Raw genomic sequence first — 12,346 nt, 5'->3', positions numbered from 1 at the left:
TCATGCAGGTGGGCGCAAAATCATCACAAGTAGGTCAGTTTGCGGGGCGGACAGTACGACCTATTTATGATAGATCCAATTTGGAAAATACACTTGACGCCGGCCCGCGCGGGCCGGCCCATCGGAGAGTTTGGCGGTGCTCAATAAATTCGGCCCCTCGGGCCATGGCGAAGCGCAGGTGCAATATCTGGACGGCGATTTCCGCGTGATCTCGCCGGGGACCTATGTGCGCTGCGCCGTCACCGACGTGCGGATTCCGCTCGACGAATTGAAGTACTGGAGCGTCGATCTGCAGGAGGCCTATTCGGTTCCGGGCGCCGTGCTGCAGCGGCACTTTCCCGGCGCGCTGAAGACGCAGGGTTAATTGTAGGGTGGGCAAAGGCGCAACGCGCCGTGCCCACCATCCTTGCACAGCTTATGACAGTGGTGGGCACGCGGAGCCTGTCATCGGGCGCGCGTTCGCGCGACCCGTTGGCTTTGCCCACCCTACTCTTTCCTCTCGCGCGCCTTGAATAGCCGGTCGGCGACGAATTTTCGCAGGCGCGCAGGATCGTCGAACTCTAGCGTTACCGCGAACGGCACGATGTGCTGCGCCGGATCGCGCAGCCGCGCCAGGTCCTTTTCCGTCGTCACCAATGTCAGCCCGTCGCGCCGAGCCTCGGTAATCAAGCCTTCGATCTCAGTCTGTGAATACGGATGATGATCGGCGAAGGCCTGCTGCCTGACGACATCGATGCCGCTTAAGCGCAGCGTGTTGAAAAAACGCACGGGATCGCCGATACCGGCAAATGCCAGCACGCGCTTGCCGCGAAGCGCGGCGACCGGCGCGTCATCCGGCTTCAGATGCGCGCGCAGTACCGGCTTGCCCTGTGCGGCAATCTCGACGGCCACCGGCTCGGCAGCGGTGCCGTTGCCGACAATGATCAGCGCGTCGGTGCGCGCCAGTTGCGGCCGCAGCGGCGCGCGCAGCGGACCGGCAGGAAATACCTTCCCGTTACCAAGTCCGCGTTCGCTGTCGATCACGATCAGGCATGCGTCCTTGATGATCGACGGATTCTGGAAACCGTCGTCCATCAGGATCACGGTCGCGCCTTGCGAGCGCGCCAACGGCACGCCCTCGGCACGTTTGCGCGACACCACGACCGGCAAATGGCCTGCCAGCATCAGCGGTTCGTCGCCGACATCGGCCGCCGCGTGCCGCTCAGGATCGACCCGGACCGGCCCGCGCAATTCGCCGCCATAGCCGCGGCTGAGCACGATCGGCGTCTCGCCGAGGTCGCGCATGAGCTTCGCCAGCGCCAGCACGGTCGGCGTCTTGCCGGCGCCGCCGACGTGGTAATTGCCGACGCAGAGCACCGGGATGCCGGCATTCAATCCCTTGCGCCGCAGGCGCTGTGCGGCGATGGCGCCATAGAGCGCGCCGAGCGGTTTCAACAGATGCGAGTTGAGCGAGGACGGGCCGTGCCAGAAGCCCGGCTCACGCATTGCCGGTTCCCATCTCGATCCGCAACTGCAGCAGATACGGCTCGAGGGCAGAGAGCGTTCGCTCCAGGGCGCCGCCGAGCTGACCGACCACGCGCTCGGATGCGGTGAGCACGGCTTCGCGCGCCTTGGAATCGGCGAGCATCTGCCCGAACTGCTTGACCAGCGCTTCCTGCGTATCGGCCCGCCGCGCGCCGCCCGCTGAATCGAGGGCTTCGTAGACGTCGGTGAAGTTGAAGACGTGAGGGCCGTGGACGATCGAGGCGCCGAGCTTGATCGCCTCGATCGGATTCTGCCCACCATGCTCGACCAGCGATCCGCCCATGAATACGATCGGCGCCAGCCTGTAGAACAGTCCCAGCTCGCCCATGGTGTCGGCGACATAGATGTCGGTCGTGGCGGTGGGCAAGTCCTCGTGCGAGCGCAGGGTCGGATTAAGGCCGGAAGCTGCGATCATGCGCGCGATGGCCTCGCCGCGATCGGGGTGCCGGGGCACAATCACCGTCAGCAGCCCCGGGAAGAATCCGGCGAGCGTCCGGTGAGTCGCCGTCACGATTTCTTCTTCGCCCGGGTGCGTGGAGGCCGCGACCACCACCGGGCGGCCACGTGTCATCGACATCAGCATGTCCAGCTTGTTGGCGTCGGCCGGTGGCGCGGGAACGTCGAGCTTGAGATTTCCCGTGACCATGACGTTGCGGCTGCCCAGCGCGGCAAAGCGATCCGCATCGGTCTGCGACTGCGCCAGGCAGATGTCGAACTTGTCGAGCAGCGCGGAGATGGTGCCGGCGACACGGCGCCAGCGCGGAAACGAGCGCTGCGACATCCGTCCATTGATCAGCACCATCGGCAGCTGCCGCGCAGCGCTCGACAGGATCAGGTTCGGCCAAAGATCGGACTCGATGAAGAGCGCCAGCGACGGACGCCAATGATCGAGGAATCGCGCGACGTAGCGCGGCGAGTCATAGGGGACATATTGATGGATGACGTCCGGGGGGAACCGCTTGGCGACGATCGCAGCCGAAGTCACCGTGCCCGACGTCAGGAGGATGCGCAGGTCCAGGGCCCGCAGCCGCTCGATCAGCGCAGCCGCCGCCAGTACTTCGCCGACGCTGGCGCCGTGAATCCACACCAGCGGCCCTGCGGGGCGAACATCAGCGCTCATGCCGCGGCGCTCGCCGACCCGCGCCGGGTCCTCCTTGCCCAGCCTCAACCGCCGGCTGATCAACGCAGGCGACAATGGCACCACGGCAGACGAAAGACTCCGGTAGACACGCAACGTCATCGGCAGCGAATTAGCCAAGAGCGGCCTCCGGACGCCCGACCGCCTTGTAGGCACGACGGGTCGCTTCGTTCAGATAAGATTCTACCTGAAGACGCAGCTTTTCCATAGTCTCGGCATCGGCATCCGGCGGTACGTGCACCGGCTCGATGCCGACCACCGCACCGCGCCCGAATGGCAAATTGATGGTGGTGGAGTCCCAGTTTTTCAACCGGATGAACCGGCTGGTCACCATCGCAAACGGCATGATCGGCCGGCCGGACTCCCGCGCCAGCATGATGACGCCGAGCCCGCTCACGCGGGCGCGCTTGGGCACGTCGGCGGTGGTCGCGACGTTCCAGCCATCTTCCAGCGCCTGCAGCATCTCGCGGAAGGCGCCGACGCCGCCCTTGCGGTGAAAGGCGCCGCCATGATCGCCGGAACCCCTGATGGTTCCGATGCCGAGCCGCTCGGCGGCGATGGCATTGAATTCGCCGTCGCGGTGCCGCGAGATCAGGACCTTGGCGCGGTGGCTCTCCTTGGTCTTGATGAACGGCGTCATGAAATGCTGGCCGTGCCAGAACGCGAAGATCGCCGGCTGTTCCGGTTCGACGATGTCGTAGACGTTGGCGGGGTCGTAGCTGAAGCGGTTGGTCAGCCAGACCAGCCGCAAATATTCGGCCGCGAGCACACCCAGCGCGCGCTGAACCCAGGTGCTGCGCAGCAAATCGCGAAGGAGGCGTTTCAACTGGAGGACTTCGTGTCTTGACCTGGATCGAGCAGCCGGTGGAGGTGAACCACGAAGTAGCGCATGTGGGCATTATCGACGGTCTGCTGCGCCTTCGCCTTCCAGGCCGCGTAAGCGGATGCGTAATTGGGGTAGACGCCGACGATATCGACCTGGTCGAGGTCCTTGAACGTGACATGTTCGAGATCGGTCAACTCGCCGCCGATGACGAGATGCAGCAATTGCTGCGGGGCACTATCTGGCATGATGGTCTTTCCTAACGAGGTGCCCGGCGAGCAAGATCGATAATGTGAATCGCGGTATGAACGGGATGATGTGTGGCACGGATTTCGACCGATTCAGGGCAACCGATCCCGGAAATGCTCGACAATGCGCGCATGCCGATCGTGTCCCGCTGCCACCAGCATCCCGTGCACCACCTCCCGTCGATTATACTCAATCGCATCCCCCGAGAGCGCAGTCATTCTACCATTCGCTTCCTGCACGATCAAATTCGCCGCGGCAAGATCCCAATCGCGGCTTTGGCCGCCTGCAAAAGCGGCATCGAGACTGCCGTCCGCAACCCGGCACAGCCGCAGCGCCAGCGATCCGATTCGCGGATGCAGCGTGATGTCGTCCGGTGACGAGCTCAGCCGCTGCACCAGCGGTTTTGGGCCGGCCATACGGGAAAAATCGAGCTCCGTTCCTGCGGATGCACGGACCCGCTTCTCGTTCAGCATGGTGCCCTTGCCTCGCATCGCGAAGAAGAATTCGTCGCTGGCGGGCGCGAACACCGCCGCCAGTACCGGCGTTGAACCCGAAATCAGCGCCACACTCACGCACCAGTCTTCACGATGCGCGAGGTAGGCGCGGGTGCCGTCGATCGGATCGACGATCCAGACCAGTTCCTTGCCGAGCCGTGTGTCGTCATCGACGCTTTCCTCGGACAGCCAGCCATAATCCGGCGTCGCCGCGCGCAGCCGCCGTTCGACGAGGTCGTTGACGGCGATGTCGGCCTCGGAGACCGGCGAGGAAACGCCCTTGGTCCAGTTCTTCAATTCGGTGCGAAACAGCGACAGCGCCAGCGCGCCGGCTTCGCGCACGGTGTCCTTCAGCAGCGCGGCATCGCGCGCCCAGATCCGCTCGGCGGTATCAGCGTCCGCCAAGCGTCAGGCCCTCGATGCGCAGCGTCGGCGCGTTGACGCCGTAGCGGAATTCCAGATCGTTGGCGGGAACGAGCGACTTGAACATCGCCAGCAGATGGCCCGCGATCGTCACCTCGCTGACGGGGTAAGTGAGCTCGCCGTTCTCGATCCAGAAACCCGAGGCGCCGCGGCTGTAATCGCCGGTCACGCCGTTGACGCCGGAGCCGATCAGGTCGGTGACGTAAAAGCCCTGCTTGATGTCGGAGATCAGTTCCTTCGGCGTCATCGCGCCGGGTTCGAGATGCAGATTGTACGACCCCGGCGACGGCGACGACGAGACGCCGCGATGGGCATGTCCAGTCGTGACCATCCCGAGCTCGCGCGCGGTCGCACAGTCCAGCAGCCACGTGGTCAGCACGCCCTCGTCGATGAGCGCGAGCTTCTTCACTCTGACGCCCTCGGCGTCAAAAGTCTGCGAGCGCAGGCCTCGCACGCGTAAGGGGTCGTCGATGATGCGGATGTCCTTTGAAAACAACTGCTCGCCGAGCTTGTCCTTGAGGAAGCTGGTCTTGCGCGCAATCGAAGCGCCGTTGATGGCACCGACCAGATGGCCGACCAGCGACCCCGAGGCCCGGGGATCGTAGACCACCGGCACCTTGCAGGTCTCGACCTTGCGCGGGTTGGCGCGCGCGACGGTACGCTCGCCTGCCCGGCGGCCGACGCTTTCGGGAGCATCGAGGTCGGACGCGTGCGGGGCCGAGGTGAAGTCGTAATCACGCTCCATGCTGGTGCCTTCGCCCGAGATCGCGGTCATCGAGATGCCGTGGCTGGAGCGCAAATATGAGCCGTGGAAGCCGGTCGAAGTCACCAGCACCATGCCGCCGATGCCGCTCGAGGCGGACGCGCCGCTCGATTTGGTCACGCCCTTGACCGCAAGGCCCGCGGCTTCCGCCTCGCAGGCACGCCGCTCCAGTTCGCTCGTGGTCGGAATATTGCGGTCGAGCAGATCGAGCTCGGCGAACTCGCGCGCGAGCAGCGAGGGATCGGCGAGGCCGACATATTTGTCGTCGGGCGCGACGCGGGCCATTGCGACCGCCCGCTCGGCGAGCTTCGCAACGCCGTCGCCGGAAATATCGGTGGTCGAGACCACCGCCTGACGCTGGCCGACCAGCACGCGCAATCCGACGTCGTCGCCTTCGGAACGCTCGGATTCCTCGACCCGGCCATCGCGCACCTCGACGCCCTGCGAAACCCCGCGCACCGCGACGGCATCCGCGGCATCCGCGCCGGCGCGCTTGGCGGCCTCCACCAGCCGCTGCGCCAGCGTCGAGAGCGCCGATTGATCGAACAGGTCGGAAGTTGCGGGGGCCTTCGAAAGCGGCGAAGCCGTGGATGGTGAAGAGTTCACAAACAAAATCCCTGACATTGAAGGGTTCGGACGCCGGCCGGCAAGGCCCTGAGATGTGCCCGATTCACAGGGATTTCAAGCATTTTGCGACGCCAAATACCAAACATTTTCGGCATCGCCGCAAGGTCTCGTCAATCATGCGAGCCAAGGTCTTGTCAATCATGCTGGCGGGTGACTTTGGATTAACCAGGCTTTTTAAGGCGAAACGGAAATCGCTCGGCTAAGGTCTCGCGTATCGACCGGGAACATAATCCCGGCGGGGAGATGAGAGCCGTGAGGCGTCAAACAGCAATAAGCGGGATCAATCCCGCCGGGTCGAGCCGTTCACTGCGGCTCGACCCTCTTTCTCTGCCGCTCAGCTTCCATGCGCACGACACCCGTGCGGACGGCGGCGTGCGCAGGATCGAACTTCATCGCGAGCGCGTCGTGCTGCACCGTGCCGTCAAGGGCATGCGGATGGCGATCAACGTCCGCGTCAGCGACTTTCTCGGCGTTGCACTGCGTGGTCTCGACGACGCACAGATGCTGGTGCTGGCGCATCGCGACCCGTCCTTAAACATTCCCTTGTGTGTTAGTTCCGACCACGAGGAGATCGCCTCCGCCTGGCAGATGTGGAGCGACATCTTCGCGCTGCCGCTGTTGACCGAGGACGATGATCGCGAACCGGCGGCCCGCCGCCGCCGCCACAACACCATCCGCGCCCGCCGCCCGAAATTTTTGGTGCGCCGCCGTCGCGGCAATCTCATCAATACCGAGACCGTTCATCGCGACGAGCGCGAGATCATCGCGCGGGATTGAGTTTGCTTTAGCAGAACTCTCGCCAAGCAACTGCTGTCGTCCCTGCGAACGCAGGGACCCATACTCCGCGGCCGTTGCTATCGGAAAAGACCAAGCAACAACGACCCCATAAAGCAATTGCGGGCCGGTGGTTATGGGTCTCTGCTTTCGCAGGGGCAACGGAGGAGCTTTCGGATTCAATTCTCAAACGCCGGCACACCTTCGCGATCTCGCGGCGAAGTACGCCCGAGTTTGTTTTAAGAACTTCCTGCCCTCTCATTCAGAGCAACCGTGGCGTACGCGGCAAATCAGTTCGCGGACACGTATGTACAGGGTGGGCAAAGCGAAAGCGTGCCTACCATCACGAAGCGTGCTCGATGATAGATGGTGGGCACGTCGCTACGCGCCTTTGCCCACCCTACGAGACCGAACGCATCACCGCGTCAATCAGCAGTCCCGCAAACAGCAACAGACCTGCATCGCGGTTCGACTTGAACAGGCGCAGGCACAGCGCGGGATTGCTTATGTCGAGCGTCTTTATTTGCCAGGCCAGATGCGCGGCGAACGCCACGAGCCCGATCCATGCCGGCCAGTGCGCGCCGCCCAGCACCAGCGCGACACCGATCAAAGCCACGGCGAGCGAGTACAATACCGAGAGCGCAAGATGGGTGCGCGCGCCGAACAGGCGCGCCGTCGATTTGATGCCGATCAGCGCGTCGTCCTCGGCGTCCTGATGGGCGTAGATCGTGTCGTAGCCGATCACCCAGGCGATCGAGCCGGCATAGAGCACGAGCGCGGTGAGATCGATGCGGCCGAGCGTGACCGCAAATCCCATCAGCGCGCCCCAGGAGAACGCCAGCCCCAGCACGACCTGCGGCCACCAGGTGATGCGTTTCATGAAGGGATAGACCGCGACGATGACGAGCGAGGCGACGCCGGTCAGGATTGCAAAGCGGTTGAACTGCAAGAGCACCGCAAGCCCAATCAGCGCCTGCAGGACCAGGAAGGCGAACGCCTGCGTCACGCTGATCTGGCCCGCGGGCAGCGGCCGCGACCGCGTGCGCTCGACGCTGGCGTCAAGGTCGCGGTCGGTGATGTCGTTCCAGGCGCAGCCAGCACCGCGCATGACGAAGGCGCCGATGAAGAACAGCACGATCACGAGCGGCAATTGCGAGATGTCACGCGCGATTCCGGCGGCCAGCGCCGCCGACCACCAGCACGGCATCAGCAACAGCCACGAGCCGATCGGACGGTCGTAACGGGAAAGCCGCAAATAGGGCCGCGACCAGGACGGCGCGCGCGTATCGACCCAGTTGCCGGTCGCATCGGCAACGCGGGTAGTCGCGTCGCTCATCGGGTCGGGGTCATCGCGCGAGAACGTTGCCGTTCAGCGTATCGAAGGTGCTACCGCCCTTCCTGACCGTCTGCGCCTCAGGGAGCGCCGCCGACGAGCCGAGCACCTCGCTGAGACTGGGGCCAGCCGGCCTGGCAGCCGCCGCCTGCTGCGCGACGGCACAGACCTGATTCTGCATCTTCTCGGTGTTCTTGTGGCCGTTCCTGAGCTGGTCGGCGATCTGCGGCGGAATTCCGCACTGGGCCGAGTTGGTCTCGACATATTTGATCATCTTCATTTCGGCCTGGCCGAAATTTTTGATCAGTTTGCAGGCTTCATCGGGCGGCGCCTTGCGGTCGCTTGCGGCCTTGATCAGCTTGCCGCGCTTCTCGGCTTCCTCGCGCAGGGGAACGAAGCCTTTCATGCAGGCGTCCGCCGAACCGCTCGCTTGCGGCGGCGGACCACTGAATCCCCTGGAAACCGGGGCAGCGCCCTGCGAGGGGAACGGCGACGGAGCGCCGACCGAGGCCGATGGCGCCGCGCCATTCACCGGCGGAAACGGCGAATTCGCAGGCGCGGCGCTCTGGTTCGGCAACGGCGCCGGGAACGCGCCCTGCGCGAAGGCTTGGCCCGCGTGAACGGTCACGACGGCAGCGGTCAGCGGCACAATCAGGCGGCGGATCATCAAGGCTGTATCTCCGGCTAGGTCCAGGCAACCCCAGCGTCTTCGAAAACGAAGCGAATTTGCGGTGGGCACTTTTTACGATTCCTGCCGACGCTTAACAACCCGTTGATTGGGGCAGCAGCGCGGCGCAGGGGCGTCCCGGAAGTTAAAAATAGCGTCCGGATTCTAGCGCTTTAGGCTAAAAGCGGCGCGGAAACGGAATATTACGGATGCCTGACCTCGATTTTCGCGCCCCGCGCCTGTTCGTCGACGCCCCCTTGCGGGAGGGCGAAAGAATCGCGCTGGAGCGCAACCAGAGCAATTATCTGGGCAACGTGCTGCGGCTCTCGGCCGGCGAAACCATTTTGGTGTTCAACGGCCGCGACGGCGAATGGCAGGCGGCAATCGAGGGCCGCAAGCGGCCCGACGGCTTGAGCATTGTCGCGCAGACGCGGCCGCAGGACCGCCTGCCCGACATCGTCTATGTCTTTGCGCCGCTGAAACACGCTCGCCTCGACTACATGGTGCAGAAGGCGGTCGAGATGGGAGCCTCAAGCCTGCAGCCGGTGCTGACGCGGCACACCCAGGTCTCGCGGGTGAACGGCGAGCGGATGCGCGCCAATGTCATCGAGGCCGCCGAGCAATGCGGAATCCTGAGCCTTGCGCACGTCGCCGAGCCGATCGCGCTCGACCGCTTTCTCGACAAGCGCGAAGCCAGCCGCCTGCTGGTGTTCTGCGACGAGGCGAGCGACGTCGGCGGTCCCGTGCAAGCGCTGCAAGCGGCGCAGGCCGCGAGCTCCGGCATCGACGTATTGATCGGCCCCGAGGGCGGCTTTGCCGGAGAGGAACGTGAGCTTCTGTTGCGCCAGCCGAGCATCCTCAGGCTGTCGTTGGGCCCACGGATTCTGCGGGCCGATACGGCAGCCGTGGCCGCACTGGCGCTGGTGCAGGCGGCGCTGGGTGATTGGCGGAATAGTGAGGGACGCACCGGCGGACGGGTTCCCTCCCCCCTTGCGGGGGAGGGTTAGGGAGAGGGGTATCGCTTGCTCCGCTGTCAGACGGTCCGCTTGTGGACCGCGCAGTGGTCCACCCAATCCCTTCGTTCGGGTGCGCGGCTTACCCCTCTCCCCAGCCCTCCCCCGCAAGGGGGAGGGAGCCTGGAGAGCGTGCTCACCTCACATTGCGTTACGGGCTCACCTCCCCACCCAGCTCACTGCCGAGCAGTCCCGGGCACCCCCCATTAATTCAATTGGCCAATCCCTGTCGAAACGCCGCCCGGGCCGTGCTAAGGCCTGCGCCAACGAGGCCCCCGGAACCCGGCGGAGCCCCAAACGAACCTGGAACCCGGTTTTTCCGGATATTTGGACGCAAAATGACCGCGACCGCTGCCGTCAGAGGTGCTGCCGGGTCCGCCGCCTGGGCGGACGCGCTGCTATTGTCGTTTGCACAAGGCGGCTACGTCCAGGCTCACCCTGATATCCTGCAGCCGGCCGACCCGTTCCTCGACCTCTCCGGCGAGGACATCCGCAGGAGCCTTTATCTCACGACCGACGCCTCCGGCGAGGAACTCTGCCTGCGCCCTGACCTCACCATTCCGGTGGCGCGCGATTACCTCGCCTCGGAACGCGCCGGCCAGCCGGCGGGCTTCAGCTATCTCGGGCCGGTGTTCCGCTATCGCGGCGGCCGTCCCAGCGAATTTTTGCAGGCCGGCATCGAGTCCTTCGGCCGGCAGGACCGCGCCGCGGCGGATGCCGAAATGCTGGCGCTGGCGCTGGGAGCGACCTCCGCCTTCGGATTGAAGGATGTCGAAATACGCACCGGCGACGTCGCGCTGTTCACTGCGCTGATCGATGCGCTCGATCTCTATCCGGTGTGGCGGCGGCGGCTGATCAAGGATTTCAACCGCAAGGTCAGCCTCGCCGAGGACATCGAGCGGCTGACGCTTGCGACTGCGCCCGGCCGCAACGAATATGAGGGCGTGCTGGCGGCGCTCGCCGGCTCCGACCGCAAGGCGGCGCTGGCGCTGGTCACCGACCTGATGTCGATCGCCGGCACCACCAATGTCGGCGGACGCACGGTCGACGAAATCGCCGATCGCTTCCTCGAACAATCGACGCTGAAGGGCGGTGCACTGCCGCGCGACGCGCTCGATACCATCAAGCGCTTCCTGGCGATTGCGGGCGATCCCGATGAATCGGTTAAGCAACTGCGCGCGCTGGCATCAGATGCCAAGCTCGACCTGACCGCGGCGATCGACCAGCTCGAAAGCCGTGTCGGCTTCATGGCCGCGCGCGGCATCGACACCAAGCTGACGCGCTTCTCCACCTCGTTCGGGCGCGGCCTCGATTATTACACCGGCTTTGAATTCGAGCTGCATGCCAGGGGTAATGACGTCGAGCCGCTGGTCGCTGGCGGGCGCTACGATGGCCTGATGACGCAACTCGGCTCGGCCTCGCCGATCCCGGCGGTCGGATTCTCGGTGTGGATCGAGGCGCTGACACAACTCGGCCAGTCCAACGCGCAAGGGAGCGTCGCATGACCGCCCCCTTCGTCCTCGCCGTTCCCTCCAAGGGCCGCCTGCAGGAAAACACTGAGGCGTTTTTCACGCGCGCGGGGCTTGCGCTGGCAAAACCGCGCGGCGCGCGCGACTATCGCGGCACCATTACAGGCCTCGACAATGTCGAGATCGCCTATCTCTCGGCGAGCGAAATCGCTTCCCAACTTGCGCGCGGCATGGTGCATCTTGGCGTCACCGGCGAAGATCTGTTGCGCGAAAGTATCCCCGATGCCGACAAACGCGTGCTGCTGATCGACAGCCTCGGCTTCGGCAGCGCCAATGTCGTCGTCGCAGTGCCGCAGGCCTGGATCGACGTCCGCACCATGGCCGATCTCGACGACGTCACGACAGGCTTCCGCGCCCAGCATAACCGGCGGATGCGGGTTGCGACCAAATACATCAACCTGACGCGCAACTTCTTCGCCGCCCACGGCGTGGTCGACTATCGCATCGTCGAAAGCGCCGGCGCCACCGAAGGCGCGCCCGCCGTCGGCACCGCCGAGATGATTGTCGATATCACGACGACAGGCGCGACGCTCGCCGCCAACGGGCTGAAGGTGCTCGACGACGGCGTGATCCTGCGCAGCCAGGCCAACCTCGTCGCCTCCCGCGATGCCGACTGGTCGACTGAAGCCCGCGAGACCGCGCGCATCATCCTCGATCACATCGCAGCTCGAGCCCGGGCCAGCAAATATCGCGAGGTGCGCACACGTTTCGCCGGCTGCAACGAGGCGTTGCTAAGCGAGGCGCATAACCGCTTTGGCGTGGTGGCGCCGTTCGGCGGGCCGACCTCGTCCGGCATGCTCACGCTGCACTGCCCGCCGATGCATCTTTACGCGCTCGGCAGCTTCCTGCGCGAGCATGGCGCCGACACGGTCTCGATTGCCTCGCTCGACTATGTGCTCGACCGCGAAAACCCGTTATTTGCCAGGCTCGAGACGTTCCTGCGGCAATAAGGCTGCCGTTTCGTTCATCGTTGCGACAGCATCTTGCGG

The 12,346-nt window shown here is 64.8% G+C and carries 13 protein-coding genes; 5 read left to right on the top strand and 8 right to left on the bottom strand.

Annotated elements, in window-relative coordinates; all coding sequences use genetic code 11:
- The first annotated feature begins 136 nt into the window (after window positions 1-136).
- Window positions 137-364, top strand: coding sequence for a DUF2093 domain-containing protein (locus tag V1277_RS20335; protein ID WP_057842324.1), 228 nt, complete (start codon window positions 137-139; stop codon window positions 362-364).
- A gap of 122 nt (window positions 365-486) precedes the next feature.
- Here V1277_RS20335 and lpxK read toward each other — a convergent pair whose 3' ends face one another.
- The 6 genes from lpxK to V1277_RS20305 all read right to left on the bottom strand — a co-directional run bounded on the left by lpxK (window position 487) and on the right by V1277_RS20305 (window position 6,020).
- Window positions 487-1,485: a tetraacyldisaccharide 4'-kinase gene (gene lpxK / locus V1277_RS20330; protein ID WP_334417824.1), complete on the bottom strand. Its 999-nt coding sequence runs from the start codon at window positions 1,483-1,485 to the stop codon at window positions 487-489.
- Complete coding sequence (locus tag V1277_RS20325; RefSeq protein WP_334420418.1) at window positions 1,478-2,764, bottom strand: 3-deoxy-D-manno-octulosonic acid transferase; 1,287 nt, start codon at window positions 2,762-2,764, stop codon at window positions 1,478-1,480. The genes lpxK and V1277_RS20325 overlap by 8 nt, the downstream gene beginning before the upstream one ends.
- Before the next feature lie 10 nt (window positions 2,765-2,774).
- Window positions 2,775-3,488, bottom strand: a complete 714-nt coding sequence (locus tag V1277_RS20320) for a lysophospholipid acyltransferase family protein (RefSeq protein ID WP_334370215.1) — start codon at window positions 3,486-3,488, stop codon at window positions 2,775-2,777.
- The gene (locus V1277_RS20315) at window positions 3,485-3,733 is read right to left on the bottom strand and encodes a DUF4170 domain-containing protein (RefSeq protein WP_028351494.1); all 249 of its coding nucleotides are present in this window, start codon (window positions 3,731-3,733) and stop codon (window positions 3,485-3,487) included. Before V1277_RS20315 ends, V1277_RS20320 begins: the two co-directional genes overlap by 4 nt.
- Before the next feature lie 93 nt (window positions 3,734-3,826).
- Entirely contained in the window at window positions 3,827-4,633 is an 807-nt protein-coding gene (locus V1277_RS20310; RefSeq protein ID WP_334417823.1) for an inositol monophosphatase family protein, read from the bottom strand.
- Window positions 4,620-6,020, bottom strand: coding sequence for a TldD/PmbA family protein (locus tag V1277_RS20305; protein ID WP_334417822.1), 1,401 nt, complete (start codon window positions 6,018-6,020; stop codon window positions 4,620-4,622). The genes V1277_RS20310 and V1277_RS20305 overlap by 14 nt, the downstream gene beginning before the upstream one ends.
- Before the next feature lie 273 nt (window positions 6,021-6,293).
- Here V1277_RS20305 and V1277_RS20300 point away from each other — a divergent pair, with 273 nt between their 5' ends.
- The gene (locus V1277_RS20300) at window positions 6,294-6,818 is read left to right on the top strand and encodes a DUF6101 family protein (protein WP_334417821.1); all 525 of its coding nucleotides are present in this window, start codon (window positions 6,294-6,296) and stop codon (window positions 6,816-6,818) included.
- A gap of 397 nt (window positions 6,819-7,215) precedes the next feature.
- Here V1277_RS20300 and ubiA read toward each other — a convergent pair whose 3' ends face one another.
- Both ubiA and V1277_RS20290 read right to left on the bottom strand, forming a co-directional pair.
- Complete coding sequence (ubiA, locus tag V1277_RS20295; protein ID WP_334417820.1) at window positions 7,216-8,151, bottom strand: 4-hydroxybenzoate octaprenyltransferase; 936 nt, start codon at window positions 8,149-8,151, stop codon at window positions 7,216-7,218.
- Window positions 8,152-8,161: 10 nt separating this feature from the next.
- Window positions 8,162-8,815: a hypothetical protein gene (locus V1277_RS20290; RefSeq protein ID WP_334417819.1), complete on the bottom strand. Its 654-nt coding sequence runs from the start codon at window positions 8,813-8,815 to the stop codon at window positions 8,162-8,164.
- A 209-nt stretch (window positions 8,816-9,024) separates the two neighbouring features.
- Between V1277_RS20290 and V1277_RS20285 the strand changes: the two genes are divergently transcribed.
- From V1277_RS20285 to hisG, 3 genes are all read left to right on the top strand, one after another.
- Window positions 9,025-9,822, top strand: coding sequence for a 16S rRNA (uracil(1498)-N(3))-methyltransferase (locus V1277_RS20285; RefSeq protein ID WP_334417818.1), 798 nt, complete (start codon window positions 9,025-9,027; stop codon window positions 9,820-9,822).
- A 344-nt stretch (window positions 9,823-10,166) separates the two neighbouring features.
- Entirely contained in the window at window positions 10,167-11,333 is a 1,167-nt protein-coding gene (locus V1277_RS20280; RefSeq protein ID WP_334417817.1) for an ATP phosphoribosyltransferase regulatory subunit, read from the top strand.
- Complete coding sequence (gene hisG, locus V1277_RS20275; protein ID WP_334417816.1) at window positions 11,330-12,307, top strand: ATP phosphoribosyltransferase; 978 nt, start codon at window positions 11,330-11,332, stop codon at window positions 12,305-12,307. The genes V1277_RS20280 and hisG overlap by 4 nt, the downstream gene beginning before the upstream one ends.
- Window positions 12,308-12,346 lie beyond the last annotated feature (39 nt).

This window comes from Bradyrhizobium sp. AZCC 1588 (assembly GCF_036924735.1).
Classification (GTDB): Bacteria; Pseudomonadota; Alphaproteobacteria; order Rhizobiales; family Xanthobacteraceae; genus Bradyrhizobium.
Note: the sequence above shows the minus strand (reverse complement) of the source record. Positions and strands in the feature narration are given on the sequence as shown.